Source organism: Maricurvus nonylphenolicus, from assembly GCF_042854845.1.
Lineage (GTDB): Bacteria > Pseudomonadota > Gammaproteobacteria > Pseudomonadales > Cellvibrionaceae > Maricurvus > Maricurvus nonylphenolicus.
This window is the reverse complement of sequence record NZ_AP031498.1, coordinates 1,428,670-1,454,386: the sequence shown is the minus strand read 5'-3', so window position 1 is coordinate 1,454,386 and position 25,717 is coordinate 1,428,670. Positions and strand designations below refer to the sequence as shown.

The window sequence follows — 25,717 nt, the reverse complement described above, 5'->3', positions numbered from 1 at the left end:
GCTGATCCGTTTAGCCCGGCGAAGTTTCGCCAGGTTATTTTCAAAAGCAGAACCCGAGCTTATCAAACAGCCCCTTTGGCTTTCAGCTCAGCAATCGTCGCCTCATCCAAACCCGCAGCGCGCAACAACTCATCGGTATCGGCACCCGCAATCGGAGGTACGCCGACAGCAGGTTTGCTACGGCTGAACTTGGGCGCTGGCGCTGGCTGCAAGACACCGTCTATATTCATATAAGTACCGCGGGCCACATTGTGCGGGTGTTTAGCGGCTTCCTTGAAATTGAGTACTGGGGCAAAGCATACGTCGGTCCCCTCTAACAATTCACACCATTGATCACGGGTTTTACTGCGGAAAATTTCGGTTAACTCAACTTTGCCCTTGGGCCAGTTGGGCATATCCCACTGGTTGGCGAAGGTGGGGTTTTCGGTCAATGCCAGTCGCTCCAGCAGCTCTTGATAGAACTGTGGTTCCAGTGCGCAAATATTGACAAAACCGCCGTCAGCGCACTCATAGGTTTCATTCCAGGGGGCACCGCCATCGGCCCAGCTGCTGCCAAACTGGTCAGCAAGTACACCGTTATTGTTCATCATCAAAAGCAGGCTGGAAATATAGGCTGAGCCATCGGTCATCGCCGCATCAACAACCTGCCCCTCTCCGGTTTTGTTGGCATGCATCAGGGCACACATCACCCCCCATAACAGTATCATGGCGCCCCCCCCCAGATCACCCGCTAAGGTCAAGGGTGCAGTGGGCACTCCGCCTTGACGACCGCCGTACCAGAAGGCGCCCGAAACACCAATGTAATTGGAATCATGGCCTGCCGCGTGCGACAATGGCCCTGACTGGCCCCAACCGGTCATGCGCCCAAAGATAAGCTTGGGGTTACGATCAAGGCAAACCTTTGGCCCCAGACCAAGACGCTCCATCACGCCGGGGCGAAAGCCTTCCAAAAGAACATCAGCGTCCTCCAGCAGCTTTAATACCGTCTCAACACCTTCAGCGGTTTTCATATTCACGGCAATGGACTTCTTGCCGCGATTGATGAACGTGTACTTTGCACCATCGACAGCCGCGCCCATATCCGCGGCATTACTGTTGGCCACCTTGCGATCAACCACAATCACTTCTGCGCCCATATCGGCAAACATCATACCGGCACAGGGGCCGGGACCTTGGCCCGCAAATTCTACAACTTTAATGCCTTTTAAAGGACCTTCGCTCATATCGTTACCTACTTATTTACAGAGCCCCGCACGGAGGCTCGGTTTTACTGTTAGCCGCTTACTTAAACCGCATCCATACGCTCAATAATAATCGCCGGCGCCATGCCACCACCGGCACACAAGGTCGCCATACCGGTTTTCAGGTTTTGACGCTCAAGCTCGTCCAGCAGGGTTCCTACCAAAATGGCTCCAGTGGCACCAATCGGATGACCTAACGCCATGGCGCTGCCATTAACGTTGACTTTGTCCGGGTTAATACCCAGATCACGCATAAACTTAATGGGTACCACGGCAAAGGCTTCGTTCACCTCGAACAGATCAATATCCTCGATGTTGATGCCTGCTCTTTTGGCACATTTTTGTGCGGCCAGTACCGGAGCATTCAACATCAGCTCGGGTTCACAACCGGCATTTTCCACCGCTAGAATACGGGCGCGGGGTTTTAAACCATTGGCCTTGGCGTATTCCGGTGACGCCAGTACAACCGCAGCAGCACCATCAACCACACCGGAAGAAATACCGGCATGGTGAATATGGTTGATTTCCAAATCCGGGTAGGTGGCTTCAACCAGCTTCTTATAGGTCAAACCCTCTTCATCCAGCGGATAATTCACTAAATCAGTAAAAGCGGGCTTAAGCGCAGCTAAGTTTTCCTGGGTGGTGTTAGGGCGCGGAAATTCTTCTTTATCCAGAGCCAGGCTACCGTCATCTTTGTAGACAGGCACCACACTCTTATCGAAACGGCCTTCTTTAATGGCAATGTCAGCACGGCGCTGGCTTTCCAGTGAGAGTTCTTCACACTCTTCGCGCGTAATGCCTTCCAAAGTCGCAATCACATCGGCACAAACACCCTGATGCGGTATGGGATGAATCTCACGCAGATGGGTATTGCCACTGTCTTGAGTCGGCGGCATTAACGGATTCTGACTTTGGCTCATACCATAAGACATAGATTCAACGCCACCGGCAACCACCAGGTCTTGCTGGCCAGACATGATACCCATCATGCCCAAGTTAACCGCGGTCATGCCGGAACCACAAAAGCGATCCAAGGAAAAACCGGTTGCCTGATCATCCCAGCCCGCATCCAGTGCGGCCATTCGCGCAATACACTGGCTCTGCTTACCCACTTGCGAACCACAACCGGCGATAACGTCATCCACATCCGCGGTGTTGAGGTTATTACGCTCTTGCAGGCTTTTTAATACGGTAGACAACAAGCGCTGTGGGTGAATGTCTGCCAGGGCGCCTTTACCCACTTTACCTATGCCACGGGGAGTACGGGCCGCATCAATAATCCAAACTTCATTCATACTATTTCACCTGGAAATTAAAACACAAAAAAATGAGACAAAAAAAGCCGAGCCTCACACTGAGACTCGGCCCTGCTGGCAGCCGTTTATCGAGGCTGCATACGAATACCGCCATCCAGGCGAATACACTCGCCATTGAGGTATTCGTTCTCTGCCATCATCACAGACAAGTGCGCAATTTCTTCTGGGCGTCCCAGACGCTGGGGGTTAACCACCGATTGCGACAGGGCTTTAACCACATTGTCTGGCGCGCTATTAAACAGTGGCGTGTGAATCAGGCCGGGAACGATGGTGTTCACACGAATACCCAAGGGGGCCAGATCGCGAGCCATTGGCAGGGTCATACCAACAATACCGCCTTTGGAAGCACTGTAGGCTACCTGGCCGATTTGACCTTCGTAGGCTGCAACAGACGCGGTATTGATGATCACACCGCGACCGCCGTGTTCGTTAAAGGGCTCGTTTTTGGCCATCTGCTCAGCGGCGTAACGGGCAACATTAAAAGTACCGATCAGGTTAACGTCCAGTACTTTCTTGTAAGCATCCAGAGGGAATACACCATCTTTACCATAGGTTTTGTGCGCGTTGCCAATACCTGCATAGTTATTGCAAATATGGATGGCACCGAATTTTTCCACAACACCGGCAATGGCCGCTGTCACTGAATCTTCATCGGCCACGTTGACATTAAAGAAGGCTACCTTGTCGGCACCCAGCTCGTTCACCAGCGCGTCGCCACGCTCAGCGTTCATGTCAAAGATGGCAACTTGCGCGCCCTTCTCAACATAAGCGCGTACAGTCGCTTCACCTAAACCCGATGCGCCACCGGTAACAATCGCAACCTTTCCTGAAATATCCATGTTTTTACCTACCTCAATTTAATGTGTAAACATCTGTGCGGAGGAGCCCGCTCTTACATAATTAATCAGCCAACAATGCACGGCCGATAATTATTTTCATCACTTCATTGGTACCGCCATAGATGCGCTGAATACGGGCATCGGCGTAGGCACGGGCTACCGGGAACTCCCACATATAACCGTAACCACCGTGCAACTGCAGGCATTCATCGATCACCTTGTTCTGCAGATCGGAAGCCAGCATCTTGGCTTTGGAGGCGGTGACTGCATCCAGCTTGCCCTGCACATGCAATTCAATACAGCGGTCGACAAATACGCGCATGGCGGTAATTTCTGAATCCATTTGCGCCAGCTTGAACTGGGTATTCTGGAAATTGGCGATGGGCTGACCGAAGGCCTTGCGCTCTTTCACGTAATCCACTGTCTGTTGCAGGATCGACTCCATATTCGCAGTGCCAGAAACAGCAATGCTCAAGCGCTCCTGGGGCAATTCCTGCATCAGGTAGACAAAACCCATGCCTTCTTCACCCAACAAATTCTCTTTGGGTACTCGCACATCCTGGAAGAACAACTCGGAGGTGTCCTGAGCTTTAAGGCCAATCTTTTCAAGGTTCGAACCCTTCTCAAAACCGGGAGTGCCGGCTTCTACCAACAGCAAACTGATACCCTTTGCACCGGCATTGGGGTCGGTTTTACACACCACAATCACCAAATCGGCCTGCTGACCGTTAGTGATAAAGGTTTTCGAACCATTGATAACGTACTCATCACCGTCGGCAATCGCCGTGGTTTTTACCCCTTGCAGGTCAGAGCCAGTGCCGGGTTCGGTCATCGCAATGGCGACAATCATTTCACCGCTCAGACACTTGGGCAGATATTTCTGCTTTTGCGCTTCGCTGGCATGTTTAACCAGGTAAGGCACGGTAATATCGTTGTGCAAATTGAAACCTGGTCCGCTAAGCCCCAGCTTTGCCATCTCTTCATCCATAACGGTGTTATAGAGAAAATTCAGCCCCATACCACCGTATTGTTCAGGCACCGAAGGGGCCAGAAAACCCATCTCACCGGCCTTGTTCCAAAGGGCACGATCAATCTGGCCATCCTTTTCCCACTGGGCATGGTAAGGCACAACGTGGGTTTCAAAGAACTTGCGCACACTCTCGCGAAACTGTTCATGTTCCGGTTCAAAAATGGTTCTTGGGATCATTGTTTATACTCCGACTCGATTGACGGGAAGGCTTTTGCCTTCCCGCCGTCTTTTTTTCCCTTGCTCCGGGGAGTTCGGACGGCATCGTAGATATGAACGTGATTAGTCATAATTACCTGGACTCTATCGTCTCTGTTTAAGAAGTTACGAACCCTATTGAGCCAACCTACTAAGCTCAACAGTGGAAAAGCGCCTGTGGAACTTGGTTGATCGCTCATTCAATAATTATGATTCACACGGCAACACTAGACAATGACAAACCCGATCAGTCAAAATAAACAAAAACTGACAAACATCGCGTTAATATGCTCAAAGCAAAGAGAGGTTACGGGTTTGGAAAAGACGCAACAGATTACGATCTCTGCCCGCATGATTGACCACTCAATGGCCGGCGTAAGGCAAGCGGGGATTGATTTAAATCGGCTGCTGCGAAAATGCGGCATCGCCAAAGAGCTGTTAAAACAACCGGGGGCACGCCTTCCCTTAGACAAGGTGATGAAGCTAGGGCGCTATACCCCCATCGCCATGCAAGATGAAATGAACGGCTTACTGCACAAGCCTGTAGCTCTGGGGCACTTTCGCATGATGGCATACGCGATTTTGCATGCCGGCACTCTGGGGCGAGCCCTGCAACGCGCTGTCGATTTTACCAACCTGTTTGATAACAGCGTTCAGCACACCTTTGCCGTTGAAGGCAATCAGGTTCAAATAACCTTAAAGCGGATACCCGGGCACAAGATTGTCGATAACCAGGCATTGGATAGCATAATGACAACCCTGCACCGCTTTGTTGGCTGGCTGTGTAACGAGCGCATTTTGCTCAACCAGGTAAGCGTCGATTTTCCGGCCCCGGATTATCATGAAGAGTACCAATATATGTACTACGGCGCTCCGATACTGTTTAACCAAACACACTACAGTATCAGCTTTGACCGCAACTACCTGGCTCACAAGATCGTCCAGAATGATGCCAGTTTGGAAAGCTATATCCGTCGTGCGCCGCTGGATATCTACCTGCCATTGGACGCGGGCGGCCCCATTACCCGAACTGTAAGACAGCTTACCCGCGAGGCTTTTGCCGAGCAGAATACCGCCCCCACTCTGGAACTGATTTCCGCCAGTATGCAGATCAATTCGCAAACACTAAGACGGCGTTTAAAAGAGGAAGGCATTAGCTTCCACACCCTCAAAGCACAGGTAAGACGAGACATCGCGATTCATCACCTGGGCAACCCGGAAGCCAGCATAGAACAGATAGCCGCCTTTACCGGCTATACAGAACCCAGTGCATTTATCCGCGCCTTTAAAGCCTGGACCGGGTTTACGCCGCTGCAGTTTCGTAAAGGCATGGAGGTTGATGAAGAGTAAAAAAAGCCGAGTTCCGCGGAGAGAACCCGGCAAAGAGAGAGACTGTAAGCTCCCAAAAGCACTCGCTAATTCAAGAAACCGTGAGCAATAATGAACCAAAGGGAAAGTCAGATTTTACGAAGACCTGTATTCACTTGAAAATTATAATTTAATCCCTGCTCTCACCGCCATGACAGTAGAGACCAGTAGAAATAAACATAAAATGACAAACATAAACGGCACAAACCTCTTTTGTTGATCGAAGCCCGCTCTTCGTTGAGATCCGCAATCACGACTTTAGAGCCAGCTTCAGCAAGATGACAAAAGTCTCATCTGACCCCATTTTTACATTTTTAGCCTTCGAGAAAATGGGCGCAAACCCCCAACCAGGGGCATTAAGCAGCACCGAAAGGTTGGGTAGACATAGGGGCCAGATCCTGGAACTCCGGTGCACGCTTTTCAGCTTTGGCATTGAAGGTTTCAACAATGTCTGTTTCCGGACGATACATACCAGCCTGCCAGACAGAAATATAATCCAGTGCATCGCGGATCGAATGATCACGAGCATAGTTCAACATAACTTTGGAACCATGGACGGCCAATGGAGACTTGGATGCAATCTCTGTCGCGATATCCATCACGCCATTGATCAGCTCTTCCTGCGTCGCATAGACCTGATTGACCAAACCGACCCGCAAGGCTTCATCCGCATACATGCGCCGACCGGTATAAGCCAATTCTTTAGCCAAGCCCTGCGGCAGCACATGGGCGATACGCGGGAAAGTCCCCGCATCGGCTGTCATGCCCAAATTGATTTCCGCGATACTGAAGAAGGCCTCTTCTGTGGCATAACGCATGTCGCAAGCGGTTACCAAATCGACAGCACCGCCAATGACACCACCCTGACAGGCTGCGAGAACCGGTATGCGGGCATCATCGAGACAGGAGAAGGTTTTCTGCAGAGCCAGAATACTTTCACGCACATTCAATCTATCACGACCATGTTCCAAATCTTTGTTGCGACCGTCATCATCCGTAAAGACAGACAGGTCCAGGCCGCAACAGAAGTGTTTGCCTTCTGAACTGATCACAACAGCGCGAACATCACCGCGTGTTTCCAGGTCAGCCATAGTTTCTGGCAGTTCAATCCAGAACTCCTTGATCATGCTGTTCATTTTTTCCGGACGGTTCATATGAATGCGGGCAACGCCTTTATTCACTTCGACATTAAAACAAGTCGGCATCTCAAAATCTCCCCTATAGAAAATCTGAATGTGAATTCCTCAGCACAACTCGTGCTTTTAGAAGCGGATATGCTCTTCTCTATGAGTGACAACTGAAGCCCATAGGTACACGAGACATACACTCAACACCACCGGCAACAGCCAGGTCTTCCCAGCCAGAGGCGATCTTCTGAGCAGCGATGTTTACGGCTTCCAGACCATAGGCACAGAAAGAGTAACAATGATAGCCAAAGATCATTAATAACCACCGCATGTGCCACACTCTACCCTAACTTGGTCGACCAATCAATTTATTTGTTGTATGCTATCCCCATCAATTAAAGACCGACTAATCCATAACTTGATAATTAGTGAGATAGCATGGCCCGCCCAACAGAATTCGACCGACAAAAAGCCCTGCAAGCGGCCATGCACCTGTTCTGGCGACAAGGTTATACTGCCACCTCATTGCGGCAACTCCTGACTTCAATGGAAATCAGTCGTAGCAGCCTTTATGCCGCCTTCGGTGATAAGCGCCAGCTTTTTATCGAAGCTCTGCATCTATTTTCTGATCGTACCTACGCGATTCTTGCCAAGGTGCGCGAGGAAACTAATCCGGCTATAGCGATTCGCCTGTTCTTTGCCGCCACCCTGTTTGAGGTGCCGAGCAAACGTATGCACCGAGGCTGCATGATGATTAACAGCGTCCTGGAGTTGGCGGATGTTGATCAGGGGCTGAGCCAATTGGCCTCCCAACGATTAGCGGATATAGAAGATGCCTTTACTCAATGTTTTCAACAGGCTATCGATAGCGGCTTAATGAAAACCGAGAAGACCCCGAAACAACTGGCGCAATTTATTATGACGATTAATCAGGGCCTCCGAGTTGCCGCTCGCCAACAAGTCGACCCCAAAGAACTGGAAAATATTATTGATACCACCCTGCCGTTGTTAGGTATTTAAGCCTGCCGACGACAAATAACGCTTTACGTTAAAAGATAGATACACCACCAACACACACCTAAAACAGTAAATTTACAGGAGCCCATCATGAGCTACGAACATCTGTCATTAGAAATCAACAACAGTATTGCCCACATCACCCTCAAGCGCATTGCCATGCACACTCCCTATATGAAGGAGCTACTGGATGTAGCCTTACGTTGTGACGAAAATGACGATGTCCGCGCTATTGTCATTAGCAGCGATCAGAAGCTTTTCTGCGCCGGCGGAGATTTGGCTTATCTGGCAGAAAGCGGTGGTAACACAGCCACAAAGCTGAAAGAAATGACCGTCTATCTGCACTCGGCAGTCTCCCTGTTTAACCGCATGGACAAACCTACCATCGCGGCGGTTCATAGTATGGCTGCCGGTGCTGGCATGAGTCTCGCAGCCCAATGTGACTTTGTCATTGCAGGCGAGAAAGCCGGCTTTATGGGTTCCTACACCGCCGCCGGTCTTTCGCCAGATGGCAGTTCTACCTACTTCCTGCCCCGCCTGATCGGTGATCGCCGCGCCAAAGAGATGCTGATAACCAATCGTAAAGTCAGTGCTCAGGAAGCGCTGGATTGGGGGCTGGTTAATCAGGTGGTAGAAGCCGGTACAGAGCTGGAAGCGGCCATGACATTGGCTAAGCAATTGGCTCAGGGACCCACAGCTTCTTTTGGTAGCGTCAAACAATTAATCGCCGCCTCTTCTACCGAAAGCCTGGAATCCCAAATGGCTTTAGAAGCTGAACTGATCGGAGAAAACTCCGTAGGTACCGATGGTCAGGAAGGTATCCGCGCCTTTGTTGAAAAGCGCAAAGCCGAATTCAAAGGTAAGCAATAACCGGTAGCACCCCCTCCCAAAACAAAGAGAGAAAATATTATGTCCTACAGTAAAAAGTATCTGGAAATACAAGGTAAGAAGATCGCTTATATCGACGAAGGTGAAGGCGATCCGATTGTATTCCTGCACGGAAACCCGACCTCTTCTTACCTCTGGCGTGACGTTATGCCGGAACTCCAAGGTAAAGGTCGTTTAATCGCTCCGGATTTAATTGGCCAGGGAGACTCCGATAAACTCGATGCCAGTGAAGGCCCTGAGCGTTACAGCTTTCACGTTGCCTATAGCTATCTACAAGAGCTTCTGGAAGCGCTGGATGTTAAGCAAAACGTCACCCTGGTAATCCATGACTGGGGCAGCGCCCTGGGTTTCCACTGGGCCAATCAGCACCGCGATGCGGTACGTGGTATTGCCTATATGGAAGGCATTGTTATGCCGGTAGAGTGGGATGACTGGCCCGAAAGTGCTCGCGGTATTTTCCAGGGTTTCCGCTCCGCCAAAGGTGAAGACCTGATCTTAAACCGCAATATGTTTATCGAAGGGGTATTCCCAAGCGCCATCATCCGAAAACTAACCGAAGAAGAGATGAACGAGTACCGTCGTCCCTTCCTTGAAAAAGATGATCGTCAACCAACACTCAATTGGCCTCGCTCACTGCCCATTGGTGGTGAACCCGCAGACATTATCGAGCTCGTAAACGACTACGGCCAATGGCTAAGCGATTCACAAGTTCCCAAGTTGTTCGTCAATGCCGAACCTGGTTCCATGCTTATCGGGCGCCAGCGTGAATTTTGTCGCAGCTGGCCCAATCAAACGGAAGTCACCGTAAAAGGGCTGCACTTTATTCAGGAAGATTCCGGGCCGGAAATTGGTCAAGCTGTTGCCAAATGGCTAGCCGCTCAAGACTAATGCATTCGCTAAATAAATGGCGCCTTACAGGCGCCTCTTTAATCGAACATCTGCTGGTTTCGGTGAATATTTCTCAATTTTATTTGGCCGATCTGCATACTTATTAAGACGTTTTAGGAGCAACCATGAGTCAAACCACCAATAAATACCCACATACCTTCGAGCCCCTCGATCTGGGTTTCACCCAGCTGAAAAACCGCGTTCTAATGGGCTCCATGCACACAGGCCTGGAAGATATGGGCGAGGCTGGCTATGAGAAAATGGCCACTTACTTTGCCGAGCGAGCCGCAGGCGGCGTGGGCATGATTATGACCGGCGGTATTGCCCTCAACCCGGAAAGTATTGTGGCTGGAAGTTTGGAAGATTGCGATAGCAATATACTCTACCGAGAAGATCAGGTGGGTATGCACCGCCTGGTCACCGATGCCGTAAAAGCCGCCGATCCCGACTGCAAAATCTGCATGCAAATTCTCCATACCGGCCCTCTGGCAGGCAGCCAGGATGCCCTTTCTCCCTCCGGTATTCGCTCTCGTATCAGCCCAATTACACCCAGGGAGATGACCGAGGAAGATATCGAGAGAACGATCGCTGACTTCGCCAACTGCGCCAAACTGGCCCAACAGGCCGGTTACGATGGTGTCGAAATTATTGGTTCATGCGGCTACCTGATCAGTACCTTCCTGGTCGAAAAAACCAATAAACGTACCGACCAATGGGGTGGTAGCTACGAAAACCGTATGCGACTGGCCATTGAAGTGATGAAACGTGTTCGCGAAGCGGTTGGGGATAAATTTATTGTCGTCTACCGTATCGCCGCGATGGAAATGATGGAAGACGGCAGCAGCTGGGATGAAGTGGTCACTCTGGGTAAAGAGATTGAAAAAGTCGGCGCCACCATTATCAGCACTCACTTTACCTGGCATGAATCGCGAGTTCCCACCATCGCAACCCGCGTGCCCCGCGCCGCTTTTGCCAGTGTTACCGGTCGCCTGCGTAAAGAACTGAACATCCCCATGATCACCAGCAACCGTATCAATACGCCAGAAACGGCCGAAGATGTATTGAACAAAGGCTGGGCCGATATCGTTTCCATGGGCCGCCCCATGTTGGCGGACCCGGAATTTGTTAACAAAGCCGCCAGTGGACGCGAAGACGAGATCAACACCTGCATTGGCTGCAACCAGGCCTGCCTGGATCACACCTTTCAGGGCAAGCGCGTTAGCTGCCTGGTGAACCCACGCGCCTGTTATGAATCAGAAATTGAACTCAAACCAACAGACAAGGTAAAACAAATTGCTGTTGTGGGTGCAGGCCCCGCGGGTTTGTCATTCGCCATCAGTGCGGCTCAGCGCGGCCACAAAGTCGCCTTGTTTGAAGCATCCGGTGAAATCGGTGGCCACTTTAATTTGGCCAAGGTCATTCCAGGTAAAGAAGAGTTTCACGAGACCATTCGCTACTACAACCGCCAGATCGAACTGCACAATGTCGACCTGCGTTTGAATACACGAGTAAACAGTGAAGACCTGCAAGACTTTGATGAGGTCGTGATCGCTACCGGTATCAAACCACGAATACCCGCCATTGACGGTATTGATCACTCCAACGTCTTTAACTATCAGGAAGCCATCCAACACCCTGAACGAATAGGGAAACGTGTAGCTATTGTGGGTGCCGGCGGTATTGGTTTTGATGTAGCCGAATTACTTTCCCATGCCGGTGTTTCCGCCAGTTTGGATGTGAATGTGTTTGCTCGCGAATGGGGTATCGACTTCGACAATCACCCCCGCGGCGGTGTAGCCGGCGTTACCCCACAGGTAGAAACCAGCGATCGTGAACTCTACCTGCTACAACGTAAAGATACACGATTGGGTAAAACGCTGGGGACAACCACCGGCTGGGCCCACAAAATCAGCCTGGATCGTAAAGGTGTGAATATGATGGCTGGCGTACAGTACGACAAGATTGATGATCAGGGTTTGCATATCCTGCATCAGGATGAAGCCAAAGTATTAGAGGTTGATTCTGTGGTGATCTGTGCCGGTCAGGAATCGGATAACGAACTCTATAACGCGGTTAATTCCCAGCGCGATAATGTTCACCTGATTGGTGGTGCGGAGCTGGCAACAGAAATTGATGCCAAGCGGGCGATTGACCAGGGCTTCCGATTGGCAGCCGCCATTTAACATCTCTCAAAAAAGCGCCCCATCAAGGCAATGCAGCTCACTTAAATCAATCCGTCATTCCCGTGAAAACGGGAATCCAATATTCCGAGTACTTTTCAAAATGGATCCCCGCTTTCGCGGGGAGAGCCTGCCCCATGAGCGTAGCGAGTGCTGTGGGTATGACTTTGTAGGGGGCTACCCTGAAATGAACAGCATTCCCCATCCGGGGCGTTTTTTATTGTTTGGGATTTATGACTGCCAAATAGCAGATAAGGAGTTCAGAATTACTTACCGACTTTACTTATCGCTTTATTTATCGACGCTATTTACCTAGAAAGACCGTTTTTCTCTTCTCAAAGAAAGCCATCACAGCATTCTGGTGATCCTGACTGGTAGCACAAGTAGTCTGCAGCTTCGCTTCTTTTCTCAAAGTTTCCTCAAAGGTAGAGGTATGAACTTCTCGCATAATCTGCTTACCAATTTTTTGTGCCAGAGGTGCTCCTTGTGCCAGGGTTTCAGCCCAAGCTTGCGTTGACTCGACCAGTTTATCAGCCTCTACCACCTTGTTGACAATGCCGTACTGCAAGCATTCATCCGCCTGAATTCTGCCAGCTTCAAGGAAAGCCTGGTAAGCGCGCTTGTAACCCATGGCTTCCACCAGGTAATGACTCATGCCACCATCGGGAACCAATGACAACCCGGCAAAAGGTACATACAAGAATGAACCTTCGGCCATAATGGCCAGGTCACAGCTCAGCGCAATACCAGCACCAACGCCAGCGCAAGCTCCGTGAATCGAAGCAATGTATGGCTTGCTGGATTCAGCAATGCCCATGATTACCGGCTTGTATTCTTCGATGATTTGATCTTCAGTGGTTTCAAAGCCTGTCAGGCCTTCGGTTAGATCAGCACCGGAGGTAAAACCTTTACCTTCTGCACGCAGTACAACAACGCGCACATCGTCGTTCGCCTCAGACGCGTCTACAGCCGCCTTTAATTCATGACGCATTTTCTGACTAACTGCGTTCATGGCCTTAGGGCGATTTAATGTAATGGTCGCTACGCGGTTTTCAACCGCGTAGGTAATCGTTTCAAATTCACTCATGTTGAGTACTCTCGCTTTTTTCGTTTATGTTACTGTACCGTCTCTCTACCCTACCATTCTCGGATCTGTTGCTTGGTTCTGACTTTCAGGGGCTGTCTAACGCAGACCTCTAATGTCTTAAATCCAGATATGTTTTTATCAGGTCAAAATACCGGCTTGATCCAGTGCTTCAATGGCGCTGTCATCAAAACCCCAATCGGCCAATACTGCTTTGGTATCCGCACCTTCAGCAGAAGGGGCAGCAGGTACAGCACACTCGGTACGGCTAAAGCGTGGAACAGGTGCAGGCTGCATATCGCCATTAATTTCAATAATTTTGATTCCTGCTAGAGGTCCCATAGCCTTCACCTTGGGTTAAGTAATTTGATTAGGTAAGTACTCAGAAACACCACCGCTAACAACGGCAACCTTTCCTGAAACATCCATTGTTAAATACTCTTTATTTCAAAAGACACTGGATACCCGCCTTGAGCCTGCCCCGCGAGTAACGCGAGAGCTTTGGGTAAGCGGGTATGATGTGCTAATTTTTTTAATCTAATTTGCTGGTGTAGTTTTCTGAGAAAATGTCACGGCTGATAATCAGCTTCATAATCTCGGAAGAACCCGCATAAATGCGATTGACACGTGCATCGGTGAACATGCCACAGATGGGGTACTCTTTCATATAACCCGCACCACCATGCAGCTGCACACCCAGATCCAGCATCTTCCACTCAATCTCGGAGGTTTGCAGCTTGGCTTTAGCCGCCATATTACTGGTTAGCTTGCCTTCGTTATGTCGCGCAACCAGGGCATCAACAAAGATTTCAAGCACTTCAATCTCGGCATCCATTTCAGCCATTCTGAACTGCGTATTTTGCATATCGGACAAAGGCTTACCAAACACCTTACGTTCCATGACAAAATCACGAGTCAAGTTAAACGCACGACGGGCGTTGGCGATGTAGCTTGTAGCAGCAAGCAAACGTTCCTCAGCCAAGCCTTGCATCAGGTAGAAGAAACCATGACCAGGCTCGCCCAAGATATTTTCTTTAGGAATGATAACGTTATTGAAGAACAACTCCGCCGTATCCTGCGCTTTCAAACCCATCTTGTCGAGGTTACGACCGCGCTCAAAACCTTCCATACCACGTTCAACTACACACAGGGTCAGGGCGTGCGGGTTGTTATCCGGATCTGATTTAGCGGCCACAACCACCAGGTCGGCATTAATACCGTTGGAAATATAGGTTTTGGAACCATTAAGAACGTAGTGGTCGCCTTCTTCTTTAATGGTAGAGCGCATACCCGCCAGGTTACTACCGGCATCCGCTTCAGTCATGGCGATAGCCAGGATTTTTTTACCGGATACACAGTCAGGCAACCAACGCTGCTTTTGTTCATCATTACCGAAGTTGTCAATATAAGGGCCAACCAAGCGGCTGTGCAAAGTTGCATACCACTCGCAAGCACCGGCACGGTTAGTTTCTTCGATAATGATTTGCTCGTAGCGGAAATCACGATCACCCAGACCACCGTACTGCTCATCCGGCCAGATCATCAGGAAGCCCTGCTCACCGGCTTTTTCGAAAGCTTCGCGGTCTACGATGTTTTGCTCACGCCACTTCTCAATATTTGGAGCAATTTCAGTTTCAAGAAACTTTCGATAAGCACCCCGAAACATATTTTGTTCTTCAGTAAAATTACGCATTATCACACTCCCTTCCCCTCGTCATTCCCGTGTACCCAAAGCACTCGCGCAGCTCGCGGGGCAGGCCTAAAACGGGAATCCATATTCAGTAGATGGATCCCCGTTTTCGTGAGGATGACGTTTAATGAGAAATTAATTATTGGAAAGTTTCGCCAGCAGCGATTTTACCAGCAACGATGGCTGGACACTCAAAACGCTCACCGTATTTGGCTGCCAATTCACCACAACGTGCTTGGAATTTCTCTAAGCCATAGGTATTAACGAACTGGATGAAACCACCGGTCCATACAGGCGCACCGATACCCATGATGGAACCGATGTTGCCGTCAGCTACGCTGCGCAGAACATTGGTTTCCAGACACTTCAGGGTTTCGATAACCTGACGGAACAGGATACGATCTTTGACATCTTCATCGCTGATGTCGTAATCGGCATTGAAGTATTTCTCTACCAATGGCTGCCAAATGGTCTTGCCACCGTCAGAGTACTCGTAGAAACCACCACCGTGGTGGCGACCACCGCGACTGTTCTGAGTAATCATAAAGTCGATAATTTCATCCTGAGCGGATGTATCACCGAATTTACCGTAAACGCCCATTTCTTTTTGGGTTTCTGCCGCTTTGCGAGTCAGCTCAATACTCACTTCATCCTGTACAGACAGAGGCCCTACTGGCATGCCAACCGCTTTACCCAGGTTGTCGATACGAACAGGGTGAGCACCGTCTTGCAGGATGCGAACACCTTCATCCATAAAGGTGCCGAAAGTACGCGAGGTGTAGAAGCCCAGAGAATCGTTAACAACGATTGGGGTCTTCTTGATTTGTCGGGTGTAATCGAACGCTTTGGCCAGGGCCACATCACTGGTCTTTTCACCACAGATAATTTCTACCAGGGGCATCTTGTCTACAGGCGAGAAGAAGTGAATGCCGATAAAGTTCTCTGGTTTCTCAGAAGCTTCTGCCAACTGGGTGATAGGCAGGGTGGAGGTGTTAGAACCCCAAACACCGCCTTCAGCCAAGTACTTCTCAGTGCTGGCAGTGATCTTGTTTTTCAGCTCGATATTTTCGAACACGGCTTCAATGATCAGGTCACAACCTTGCAGATCAGCATCGTCGGCCGTTGGTTTGATCAGCGCCAGAATGTCAGATTTCTTCTCTTCGGTCATACGACCTTTAGAAACACGCTTAGCCAGCAGTTTCTCTGTGTAAGCTTTACCCTTCTCCGCGGCTTCAACGGAGATGTCTTTCAGGACAACTTCGATACCGACCATGGCAGAAGAGTAAGCAATCCCCTGGCCCATCATGCCGGCACCCAAAATACCAACTTTCTTGGTCAGCTGGGGTTCAACATCTTTCGGACGGGAAGCACCACCGTTAACTTTATTCATCTGGAAGAAGAGGGTACTGATTATGTTCTTGGCTTCTGGAGTAACCACCAGATTTGTCAGGCCGCGACTTTCGATCGTCATTGCCGTTTCGAAGTTCAGACGTGCTGCTTCAATGGCACAATCCAGAATTTGCTCAGGTGCAGGCAACAGACCACGGGTCTTTTTAGCCAGCATCGCTGGAGCACCGCTAATAACTTGAGCCAGTTTTGGAGAGCTAACGTTACCGCCAGGAATCTTAAAGCCTTTAACATCCCAAGGCTGAACAGCAGCCGCTTCGTTACCTTTTTGCTCCAGGATATAAGCTTTAGCGCGTGGTACCAGCTCTTCAATAGTCTCAACTGTTTCGTGAATCATGCCAGCCTTGAGGGCTTTAGCTGGAACCACTTTCTTACCTTCAAGCAAGAATGGCAGCGCGTTTTGCAGACCCAGCAGGTTTACCATGCGCACAACACCACCACCGCCCGGCAACAGACCCAGGCTTACTTCTGGCAGGCCGATTTGTACGGACTTGTGGTTGTAAGCGATACGGTAGTTGGTCGACAGGCAGATTTCGAAACCACCGCCCAGTGCCGCACCATTAATAGCAGATACAACCGGTACAGGCAGTTTTTCCAGACGACGCATGACGGTTTTCATGTCTTCAAGACGGTTGAAAAACGCTTCACTATCTTCTGGCTGCTCTGCCAGCAAGCCGACCAGGTCGCCCCCGGCAAAGAAGGTTTTCTTGGCAGAGGCGATTACAACACCGGTCAGGCCGTCTTCTTTTTCCAGATTATCAACCATCTCGATCCACAGTCGATCGAACTCGGTGTTCATAGAGTTAACCGGGCCGGCCATGTCCATAGTGACAGTTACAATACCGTCTGCATCTTTTTCGTAATTAAATCCGCTCATGATTCTTTTCCTAAAATTCAGTTGATGATTACACTCATCTTCCCGTCATCCCCGCGCAGGCGGGGAGAGCCTGCCCCGCGAGCACCGCAAGTGCCTTGGGTATCCAGTGACTTAAACACCTAAAGCCGCTGGATTCCTGCCTACGCAGGAATGACATTAACTTTTCGGGAGTAATTTCGTATTACACGCGCTCAATAATGGTAGAAATACCCATACCACCGCCCACACACAGTGACAGCATGGCGCGCTTCAGACCGCGACGCTCCAGCTCGTCCAGCATGATGCTAACCAGCATGGCACCGGTGGCACCCAGTGGGTGACCCATGGCAATCGCACCACCGTTAACGTTGGTGACTTCGTGGCTGATATCCAGGTCTTTCATGTAACGCATGGCAACAGAAGCGAAGGCTTCGTTAATTTCCCACAAATCAATGTCGGAGGCTTTCAGGCCAGCTTTATCCAGGGCTTTCTTGGCAGCAGGACCAGGGCCGGTCAACATGATGATTGGGCAGTTAGCCAGAACCGCAGTAGACACAATACGACCACGTGGCGTCAGGTCCAGATCTTTACCGGCTTTCTCACTACCGATCAGTACCGCAGAGGCGCCATCAACAATACCGGAGGAGTTACCTGGGGTATGCACGTGGTTCACTTTTTCCAGGGTGTTGTATTTCTTCAGAATGATATCGTCAAAACCGAAGCTGCCCATCATTTCGAAAGAGGCTTTCAGGTTACCCAGGCCTTCCATGGTGGTGTTTGGCTTGATGAAGTCGTCTTTTTCCAGAATGGTCAGGCCATTCTTGTCCAGCACTGGTAAGACTGACTTATCAAAGTAACCGTTATCACGGGCATGGGCGGCACGCTTTTGGGATTCCATGGCAAAGGCATCCACGTCTTCACGGCTGTAGCCGTCCAGACTAGCGATCACATCGGCGCCAATACCCTGAGGTACGAAGCCAGTCTTCAGTGAGAAAGCAGCATCGCTACCCATAGCACCACCGTTGGAGCCCATAGGTACACGAGACATACACTCAACACCACCGGCAACAACCAGGTCTTCCCAGCCAGAAGCAATCTTCTGAGCAGCCATGTTTACGGCTTCCAGACCAGAGGCGCAGAAACGGTCCAGCTGAACACCGGCTACAGACTCATCCCAGTCAGCATTTTGAACAATCATTTTGGCAATATTGGAACCCTGCTCACCTATCGGCGTTACACAGCCCATCACCACATCATCAACGTAGGAAGTTTCCAGATCATGGCGAGACTGCAGGCCTTTAAACAGACCAGCGCCCAGATCGATAGGCTTAACTTCGTGCAAGCTGCCGTCTTTCTTACCCTTACTACGGGGAGTACGTACGGCGTCGTAGATATAAACGTGATTAGTCATCTTTTGTCTCTTCTGTAGTTATTGAGAGAATTATTACGGTTCTGTCTTAAATCTCTCATCTGTCATCTGTCATTAAAAGTAAAAATGATAACCAAAGATCATTAATAACCACCGTATGTGCCACACTCTACCCTAACTTGGTCGACCAATCAAATAGAGCTCGACTAGTCCATAACTTGATAATTAGTGAGATAGCATGGCCCGCCCAAAAGAATTCGACCGACAAAAAGCCCTGCAAGCGGCCATGCACCTGTTCTGGCGACAAGGTTATACTGCCACCTCATTGCGGCAACTCCTGACTTCAATGGAAATCAGTCGTAGCAGCCTTTATGCCGCCTTCGGTGATAAGCGCCAGCTTTTTATCGAAGCTCTGCATCTATTTTCTGATCGTACCTACACGATTCTTGCCAAGGTGCGCAAGGAAACTAATCCGGCTATAGCGATTCGCCTGTTCTTTGCCGCCACCCTGTTTGGAGCCCATCATGAGCTACGAACATCTGTCATTAGAAATCAACAACAGTATTGCCCACATCACCCTCAAGATTTTATAAATGTGTTTTGAAGGGCTATCCAACTCTAAGCGTTGTTTGGTAACGGATAGTTTCTTGACATCCTCAGTGATGTTGATGGACGGGTTTTGCGTATTGCCGCAGTTACATGTATCGACATCCATTTATGACGATGTAGAAGAAGAATAGGAAGAGTTCTTAAGCTTTACATCCTGGCACGGCTGTTCGCCCCGGGAGTATCGAAACAGATAACTAGAGGTCACTTTCATAGGGAAGTGATTGCCACCAAGGGAAAAACTCCGGCATATTTTCCAATACTTTATCCGGATAATCAGGTGGCCGTTTCTCCAGGAAACTGGCAACTCCCTCACGCGCGTCAGCGGATTGCGCTCGACTGAAGATGCCCCGGCGCGTGAACAGACCGCACCAAGCCTCCGTTTAACGCCTCTTGCGCCCCGAAGATTCGACCGGTCATACACCATTCCAGCGTCTGAGAGCGACCCAACACAACATGACCTAGTAGGTCATGTTGTGTTGGGTCTCATCTATTCGGCCTAAAAAAAGCCTGAAAATTAGCTCACGTATCGATCATAAAAATCCGCATAACTGTCAAAGGTAAAATCGCGCGCATCTTTACTGACCTTGGTATTCGGACTCAGGAATTCAAAAGCGTGAAAGCAGCCGTCATAGAGCTTAAAAGCAACATCCACGCTTTCTTGCTTAAGTGCCTCTACGTAGTCGAGCGTCTCCTGGTAGAAGGGCTCCAACGAACCGACAAAGGTAATGGTGGGAGGCAATCCGCGATAATCCGTATTCCGGGCTGGTGCCGCGTAGGCGGGAATGTCAACGCCCTGCTTGTGAAGGTCCGACAGGTAGGCACCCCACCCCATTTTATTCATCGCGGTATCCCACACCGGAGTCTTGATATAACGATCCGGGTCTGCGGGTTGAAGGTCGTCGATCATGGGATAAATCGGCATCTGAAAAGCGATATCAACATCCTGGGTATCCCGGGCCTTAAGGGTGACCGCAGCGGTTAATCCGCCACCGGCACTGTGCCCGGCGACAATGACCTTGTCGCTATCAATAGCCAATTTCTCAGCGTTGTTTTTTGCCCACATTAAGGTATCGTAGCAGTCGTTAAAGCCGGCAGGAAAAGGTTGTGTATAGGCTTTACGATAGTCTGGAGCAACAACCACACAGGGCCTGGTTTTGATAAAACGCTCGACAACAAACCCAAACCCCTCAGGGTTACCCGTGATATACCCCCCACCGTGTATGTAGAGCATCACCGGCAGCTTTTCGGTAGCATGCTTCGGCCGGTAGACTCGGGTGCGTATATTCCAATCCCCATCACTACTGGGAACAGAGTATTCATCGCAGTCAAGGCTTTCGATATTTTTACCTTTCGACAACCTGCTTAATGCGTTCATCAGCTGTATTGTCGGTTTGTATTTGCCAATGGCAGCAAACGCACTTAACGGTCTAAAATGCGCACGCAGGTCTTCGTGCAGCATCTGCTTGGTTACTTTCATCTGGAACTCCCGATGCAATTATGGCTACCCCTAGGGCCACAATGGGTATCCGGGCATTAAAAGCCTGAACATGATCCACCCCGGCAAAATCTCGCCAGGGCAACGTTTAAGAGAGCTGAAAAATTTCTCTTCAAAGAAATTCTTACCCGCCAACTCCCACAGATTTATCAAGCATCCCCTTTCGCTTTCAACTCGGCTCTACTGGCAGCCGTTTATCGAGGCTGCATACGAATACCACCATCAAGACGAATACACTCGCCATTGAGGTATTCGTTCTCTGCCATCATCACAGACAAGTGAGCAATTTCTTCCGGGCGTCCCAGACGTTTGGGGTTTAATACAGCTTGAGATAGGCCATTTATGGCGGCCTCTGGGACCGTGTCAAACAAAGGTGTGTGAATCGTGCCTGGCACGATGGTGTTTACGCGAATACCGATGGACGCCAGATCGCGAGCCATGGGTAGGGTCATGCCAACAATACCGCCTTTGGAGGCACTGTAGGCCACCTGGCCGATTTGACCTTCGTAGGCTGCAACAGACGCGGTATTGATGATCACACCGCGACCGCCGTGCTCATTAAACGGCTCGTTCTTTTCCATCTGCTCGGCAGCGTAACGGGCAACATTAAAAGTACCGATCAGGTTAATGTCCAGCACACGCTTGTAGCGATCCAGCGGGTGAACGCCATCCTTACCCAGGGTTTTAACCGCATCACCGATACCGGCAAAGTTGTTACAGATATGGATGGAACCAAACTTTTCCACAACACCGGCAATGCCCGCTTTTACGGATTCTTCATCGGCTATGTTAACGTTAAAGAAGGCTACCTTGTCGGTACCCAGCTCATTCACCAGTGCGGCGCCACGCTCGGCGTTCATGTCAAAGATGGCGACCTTACCGCCTTTTTCTACATAAGCGCGTACAGTCGCTTCACCTAAACCCGATGCGCCACCGGTAACAATCGCAACCTTTCCTGAAATATCCATGTTTTTACCTACCTCAATTTAATGTGTAAACATCTGTGCGGAGGAGCCCCCTCTTACATAATTAATCAGCCAACAATGCACGGCCGATAATTATTTTCATCACTTCATTGGTACCGCCATAGATACGCTGAATACGGGCATCGGCGTAGGCACGGGCTACCGGGAACTCCCACATATAACCGTAACCACCGTGCAACTGCAGGCATTCATCGATCACCTTGTTCTGCAGATCGGACGCCAGCATCTTGGCTTTGGAGGCGGTGACTGCATCCAGCTTGCCCTGCACATGCAATTCAATACAGCGGTCGACAAATACGCGCATGGCGGTAATTTCTGAATCCATTTGCGCCAGCTTGAACTGGGTATTCTGGAAATTGGCGATGGGCTGACCGAAGGCCTTGCGCTCTTTCACGTAATCCACTGTCTGCTGCAGAGTTGCCTCCATACCCGCAGTGGCCATAACAGCAATGGTCAAGCGCTCCTGGGGCAAATCCTGCATCAGGTAGACAAAACCCATACCCTCTTCACCCAACATATTCTCTTTGGGTACACGCACATCCTGGAAGAACAATTCGGAGGTGTCCTGAGCTTTGAGGCCTATTTTTTCAAGGTTAGTGCCTTTCTCAAAACCGGGAGTGCCGGCTTCTACAAGAAGCAAACTGATGCCTTTGGCGCCGGCATTGGGGTCAGTTTTACACACCACAATCACCAAATCGGCCTGCTGACCGTTAGTGATAAAGGTTTTCGAACCATTGATAACATACTCATCACCATCGGCAATCGCCGTGGTTTTTACCCCTTGCAGGTCAGAGCCAGTGCCGGGTTCGGTCATCGCAATGGCGACAATCATTTCACCGCTCAGACACTTGGGCAGATATTTCTGCTTTTGCGCCTCACTGGCATGATTAACCAGGTAAGGCACGGTAACATCGTTGTGCAAATGGAATCCTGGTCCGCTAAGCCCCAGCTTTGCCATCTCTTCATCCATAACGGTGTTATAGAGATAATCCAGCCCCATACCACCGTATTCTTCAGGTACCGAGGGGGCCAGAAAACCCATCTCACCGGCCTTGTTCCAAAGGGCACGATCAATCTGGCCATCCTTTTCCCACTGGGCATGGTAAGGCACAGCATGGGATTCAAAAAACTTGCGGACACTCTCGCGGAACTGTTCGTGTTCCTGTTCAAAAATGGTTCTTGGGATCATTGTTAATACTCCGTCTCGATGCCAATGCGACCCAGGCCACACTATTGAAGGCGTTTTTCTTTTCCGGGTTATTGAAGGTGATTACGCAGAAGTAAGGGGTCAGAGCACATTTTTACAAACGGCGTAAAAATCGTGATCTGACCCCGTGCATTCGACCTCGCGCGTAAAGAGAGAATTAATCCCACTTGGGCTCGCGTTTTTCAAAAAAGGCGGTAATGCCTTCTTTGGCATCCGCGCTTTGCAGGCAGGCGTTTAACTGATCACGTAAAAACGGCAGCGCGCTGTCAAAGTCCATATTATCCTGTTGAACATAGGCTGCTAAGCCAAGACTCATGGTTCCTGGGGCGAGGCTAGCCAATTCAGTAGCCAAACTGGCGACGTGATCCTGTAATGAATCAGCCGGTACTGCCTCGTTAATCAGGCCCCACTTTTCAGCTTGCTCGGTTGAAATGGCATTGCCGCGCATGACAAAATCCAATGCGGCGCGTTGCGGCATAACTCGGAATAACCCGCCCATCACCATAAAAGGCCAGATACCGCGTTTGATTTCAGGTGCGGAAAACTTCACACCCTCGGCGGCAATGGCGTGGGTAACGTTGCAGAGGAACAATAAGGCACCGGCAAACAGATTGCCTTGAACGCAGGCAATCGACGGTTTGTTGAGGTGGCGGAGGCGCAGGGCAAGATCGTCCTGTCCACCACGTACTGGTACGGTTGAGGTGGTTTCCTGAGCTTTGCCGCTCATGGCGGATAAGTCGCCGCCAGCACAGAAAACATCGCCGTTAGCGGCCAGTACCACAACGCGAATATCACGTTCCTGTTTGGCGTAATCCAGAGCGTAGATAATCTCAGCGGCCATGGTGGGGTTGATGGCGTTTTTGCGCTTGGGGCGGTTTAGGGTGATGGTCAGGATGTGGTTCTTGACCTCAAGCTCAACGGCTTCAAAAACCAGGCCTTGCAGGGATAATTTTTCTTCAGACATGATTCTGTACTCATTAATTTTTTTGAATCTACAACAGTTTTTTGCTGTAGGAGCGGGCTCTGAGAGCCTGCCCCGCTTTATCGGGTACCGCGAAAAATCTTTCTGCAACGTGCCATACCCATTCGCCCTCGGAGCGGGCTCCTACGGAGGTAATAACCCTTTATTGGATTTTGTTTGCTAACACTGCTGGTACTTCAATCACTTTAGCCCGCAGGTATTCACCCATCGTTTTCGCCTGTGCGTCCATACGGACCGATGAGGCAACGCCCTCGCCCAGAATGCCTTTGATAAAGAAGTTCAGGGAATGAATATTGGCCAGGTCGTAGCGAACGACTTCCAGGTCGGCGGTTTCAGGCATCAGGGCTTTTAATCGATCGACGGTTAAAAACTCGTGCAGGAATCCGTAGGCTTCTTCACTGATCGCCCAGACACCGACATTGGCGCAGCCACCTTTATCGCCGGAGCGAGTACCGAATAAACGGCCGAAAGGAATACTTACCATCTCACCCGTTGGTGCGGCGGGTACTTCAGCAGCTACGACCTCATGGTTTACTGTTTCCAGATCAAGCTGGCTGGTCGGCGTAACTTCAGTAACTTGATCATCAATATGCACATACTCGGTGATATATTGACTGTCCACCAAAGTTGGCCAGTACACCAGGAAACTCTCGCCATTACCGATAGGATTCATCGGGCCTAAACCGGGAATATTGGCCAGGGCGATTTCAATCATTTTGGCACTGAACAGACGACCGACCAGATCCTTGTCACTGGACTTGGCGATAATGCGCAAGCGGGCGAAGGCTTCTTCGTTGCACTGTGGATTTTCTTTATCAGTGCGCAGCAGTTCGATGGAGACATCGTCAAATTGATCTTTGCCGCCAATATTGTTGAAAAAAGCATCGGTGAATACCTTGGCTTTGGCTTCAATATCCAGGCCGGTGAGCATGATCTCAAAGCCATTGCGGAAACCGCCCAGGGTATTGATACAGACTTTATGACTTGGCGGTGGGCAGGAGCCTTTACAGCCACTGACGTAAACACGATCTTCACCGGTTTGTTCAATACTCAAGGTGTCGAAGTGGCCAATTACATCCGGGTTTTTGTAGGCCGGATCACCAATTTCATACAGCAGTTGAGATTTAACGGTGCCTACCGATACTAAACCAGCGGTACCTGGGTGTTTAGTTACCGTGAAGTTACCGTTGGCTTCAATCTCGGCAATGGGGTAGCCGGGCTTGTCGAAGCTTGGTACTTCCTGAAAAAAGGCGTAGTTACCGCCGGTGGCCTGCTGGCCACACTCGATCACATGGCCTGCAGCTAACGCACCTGCCAGGGCGTCGTAATCGGTGCGCTGCCAGTTAAATTTCCAGGCAGCGGGGCCAATCACAACGGCGGCATCGGTAACACGAGGGCAGATCACGATATCGGCGCCTTGATCCAGCGCCTCTTTGATACCCCAGGCACCCAGATAGGCGTTGGCGGTCAACAGCTTATTTTTGTTGTCGGCCAGCTTTGCGCCTGTGTCCATATTTACAAAGGCTTCGCCTTCGGCCTGCAACTCTTGCATACGCGGCGCTAAGTCATCACCGTCTATATAGGCAACCTTGACGTCAAGGTTTAGCTCTTTGGCAATTTCTTTTACTGCATCAGCCATAGCCGCTGGATTTAAGCCACCAGCGTTACTGACTATTTTGATATTTTTTTCAATACACGGCTTCAGGACTTGTTTCACTTGCTTTAAAAAGGTACCGACATAACCGGTGTTTCTTTTCATTTTTTGGCCATACAAGATAGCCATGGTCAGCTCGGCCAGGTAGTCACCGGTCAGTACATCAATGGGACCGCCTTCGACCATCTCCAGTGCAGCGGATAATTTATCGCCGTAAAAGCCACTGCAGTTAGCAATTTTGATTACATCAGTCATAACTTTATTCCTGTGTTTTAACGTTTTTGCAGGC

Annotated in this window: 21 protein-coding genes and 1 pseudogene; 6 read left to right on the top strand and 16 right to left on the bottom strand. The window is 50.1% G+C overall.

The features are described 5' to 3' along the window. Nucleotides 1-62 precede the first annotated feature (62 nt). The 4 genes from ACGHZ6_RS06095 to ACGHZ6_RS06080 all read right to left on the bottom strand — a co-directional run bounded on the left by ACGHZ6_RS06095 (nt 63) and on the right by ACGHZ6_RS06080 (nt 4,603). Nucleotides 63-1,223 carry a CaiB/BaiF CoA transferase family protein gene (locus tag ACGHZ6_RS06095; protein WP_390617924.1) on the bottom strand — a complete coding sequence of 387 codons (1,161 nt, stop codon included), beginning with the start codon at nt 1,221-1,223 and terminating at the stop codon, nt 63-65. Between the two features lie 62 nt (nt 1,224-1,285). Continuing rightward, the gene (locus ACGHZ6_RS06090) at nt 1,286-2,536 is read right to left on the bottom strand and encodes an acetyl-CoA C-acetyltransferase (RefSeq protein WP_390617923.1); all 1,251 of its coding nucleotides are present in this window, start codon (nt 2,534-2,536) and stop codon (nt 1,286-1,288) included. 86 nt (nt 2,537-2,622) lie between these two features. After that, entirely contained in the window at nt 2,623-3,396 is a 774-nt protein-coding gene (locus ACGHZ6_RS06085) for a 3-hydroxyacyl-CoA dehydrogenase (RefSeq protein ID WP_390617922.1), read from the bottom strand. A gap of 61 nt (nt 3,397-3,457) precedes the next feature. Then, nucleotides 3,458-4,603, bottom strand: a complete 1,146-nt coding sequence (locus tag ACGHZ6_RS06080; RefSeq protein ID WP_390617921.1) for an acyl-CoA dehydrogenase family protein — start codon at nt 4,601-4,603, stop codon at nt 3,458-3,460. 333 nt (nt 4,604-4,936) lie between these two features. Here ACGHZ6_RS06080 and ACGHZ6_RS06075 point away from each other — a divergent pair, with 333 nt between their 5' ends. Then, nucleotides 4,937-5,971 carry an AraC family transcriptional regulator gene (locus tag ACGHZ6_RS06075; protein ID WP_390617920.1) on the top strand — a complete coding sequence of 345 codons (1,035 nt, stop codon included), beginning with the start codon at nt 4,937-4,939 and terminating at the stop codon, nt 5,969-5,971. A gap of 374 nt (nt 5,972-6,345) precedes the next feature. Here ACGHZ6_RS06075 and ACGHZ6_RS06070 read toward each other — a convergent pair whose 3' ends face one another. Both ACGHZ6_RS06070 and ACGHZ6_RS06065 read right to left on the bottom strand, forming a co-directional pair. Further along, nucleotides 6,346-7,194 (bottom strand): crotonase/enoyl-CoA hydratase family protein, encoded by an 849-nt coding sequence (locus ACGHZ6_RS06070; RefSeq protein ID WP_390617919.1) that lies wholly within the window; start codon nt 7,192-7,194, stop codon nt 6,346-6,348. A 97-nt stretch (nt 7,195-7,291) separates the two neighbouring features. Further along, nucleotides 7,292-7,408: pseudogene (locus ACGHZ6_RS06065) on the bottom strand (beta-ketoacyl synthase N-terminal-like domain-containing protein); the annotation flags it as partial. 146 nt (nt 7,409-7,554) lie between these two features. Here ACGHZ6_RS06065 and ACGHZ6_RS06060 point away from each other — a divergent pair. The 4 genes from ACGHZ6_RS06060 (at nt 7,555) to ACGHZ6_RS06045 (ending at nt 12,092) form a co-directional block, all read left to right on the top strand. Next, nucleotides 7,555-8,136 carry a TetR/AcrR family transcriptional regulator gene (locus tag ACGHZ6_RS06060; RefSeq protein ID WP_390617918.1) on the top strand — a complete coding sequence of 194 codons (582 nt, stop codon included), beginning with the start codon at nt 7,555-7,557 and terminating at the stop codon, nt 8,134-8,136. A gap of 87 nt (nt 8,137-8,223) precedes the next feature. Further along, nucleotides 8,224-9,003: an enoyl-CoA hydratase/isomerase family protein gene (locus ACGHZ6_RS06055; RefSeq protein WP_390617917.1), complete on the top strand. Its 780-nt coding sequence runs from the start codon at nt 8,224-8,226 to the stop codon at nt 9,001-9,003. A 39-nt stretch (nt 9,004-9,042) separates the two neighbouring features. Next, nucleotides 9,043-9,909 (top strand): haloalkane dehalogenase, encoded by an 867-nt coding sequence (locus ACGHZ6_RS06050; RefSeq protein ID WP_167001103.1) that lies wholly within the window; start codon nt 9,043-9,045, stop codon nt 9,907-9,909. Nucleotides 9,910-10,034: 125 nt separating this feature from the next. Next, nucleotides 10,035-12,092: an FAD-dependent oxidoreductase gene (locus ACGHZ6_RS06045; RefSeq protein ID WP_390617916.1), complete on the top strand. Its 2,058-nt coding sequence runs from the start codon at nt 10,035-10,037 to the stop codon at nt 12,090-12,092. 301 nt (nt 12,093-12,393) lie between these two features. Here ACGHZ6_RS06045 and ACGHZ6_RS06040 read toward each other — a convergent pair whose 3' ends face one another. From ACGHZ6_RS06040 to ACGHZ6_RS06020, 5 genes are all read right to left on the bottom strand, one after another. Further along, nucleotides 12,394-13,176: an enoyl-CoA hydratase/isomerase family protein gene (locus tag ACGHZ6_RS06040; protein WP_390617915.1), complete on the bottom strand. Its 783-nt coding sequence runs from the start codon at nt 13,174-13,176 to the stop codon at nt 12,394-12,396. A gap of 138 nt (nt 13,177-13,314) precedes the next feature. After that, nucleotides 13,315-13,515, bottom strand: a complete 201-nt coding sequence (locus tag ACGHZ6_RS06035) for a hypothetical protein (protein ID WP_390617914.1) — start codon at nt 13,513-13,515, stop codon at nt 13,315-13,317. A gap of 190 nt (nt 13,516-13,705) precedes the next feature. Then, entirely contained in the window at nt 13,706-14,872 is a 1,167-nt protein-coding gene (locus ACGHZ6_RS06030; RefSeq protein ID WP_390617913.1) for an acyl-CoA dehydrogenase family protein, read from the bottom strand. A gap of 130 nt (nt 14,873-15,002) precedes the next feature. Next, entirely contained in the window at nt 15,003-17,147 is a 2,145-nt protein-coding gene (locus ACGHZ6_RS06025) for a 3-hydroxyacyl-CoA dehydrogenase NAD-binding domain-containing protein (protein WP_390617912.1), read from the bottom strand. A gap of 181 nt (nt 17,148-17,328) precedes the next feature. Then, nucleotides 17,329-18,537 carry an acetyl-CoA C-acetyltransferase gene (locus ACGHZ6_RS06020; protein WP_390617911.1) on the bottom strand — a complete coding sequence of 403 codons (1,209 nt, stop codon included), beginning with the start codon at nt 18,535-18,537 and terminating at the stop codon, nt 17,329-17,331. A gap of 196 nt (nt 18,538-18,733) precedes the next feature. On the opposite strand from ACGHZ6_RS06020, the gene ACGHZ6_RS06015 reads away from it, so the two are divergent. Next, the gene (locus ACGHZ6_RS06015) at nt 18,734-19,099 is read left to right on the top strand and encodes a TetR/AcrR family transcriptional regulator (protein WP_390617910.1); all 366 of its coding nucleotides are present in this window, start codon (nt 18,734-18,736) and stop codon (nt 19,097-19,099) included. Between the two features lie 519 nt (nt 19,100-19,618). Here ACGHZ6_RS06015 and ACGHZ6_RS06010 read toward each other — a convergent pair. The 5 genes from ACGHZ6_RS06010 to ACGHZ6_RS05990 all read right to left on the bottom strand — a co-directional run bounded on the left by ACGHZ6_RS06010 (nt 19,619) and on the right by ACGHZ6_RS05990 (nt 25,683). Next, nucleotides 19,619-20,581 (bottom strand): alpha/beta hydrolase, encoded by a 963-nt coding sequence (locus ACGHZ6_RS06010; protein WP_390617909.1) that lies wholly within the window; start codon nt 20,579-20,581, stop codon nt 19,619-19,621. Nucleotides 20,582-20,793: 212 nt separating this feature from the next. Continuing rightward, nucleotides 20,794-21,567, bottom strand: coding sequence for an SDR family NAD(P)-dependent oxidoreductase (locus tag ACGHZ6_RS06005; RefSeq protein ID WP_390617908.1), 774 nt, complete (start codon nt 21,565-21,567; stop codon nt 20,794-20,796). A 61-nt stretch (nt 21,568-21,628) separates the two neighbouring features. Next, on the bottom strand, nt 21,629-22,774 hold the full coding sequence (locus tag ACGHZ6_RS06000) for an acyl-CoA dehydrogenase family protein (RefSeq protein ID WP_390617907.1): 1,146 nt from the start codon (nt 22,772-22,774) through the stop codon (nt 21,629-21,631). A gap of 175 nt (nt 22,775-22,949) precedes the next feature. Further along, nucleotides 22,950-23,756, bottom strand: coding sequence for an enoyl-CoA hydratase/isomerase family protein (locus ACGHZ6_RS05995; RefSeq protein ID WP_390617906.1), 807 nt, complete (start codon nt 23,754-23,756; stop codon nt 22,950-22,952). Nucleotides 23,757-23,916: 160 nt separating this feature from the next. Next, a complete protein-coding gene (locus tag ACGHZ6_RS05990; RefSeq protein ID WP_390617905.1) occupies nt 23,917-25,683 on the bottom strand; it encodes an acyclic terpene utilization AtuA family protein in 1,767 nt (588 codons plus the stop codon). Nucleotides 25,684-25,717: the final 34 nt, after the last annotated feature.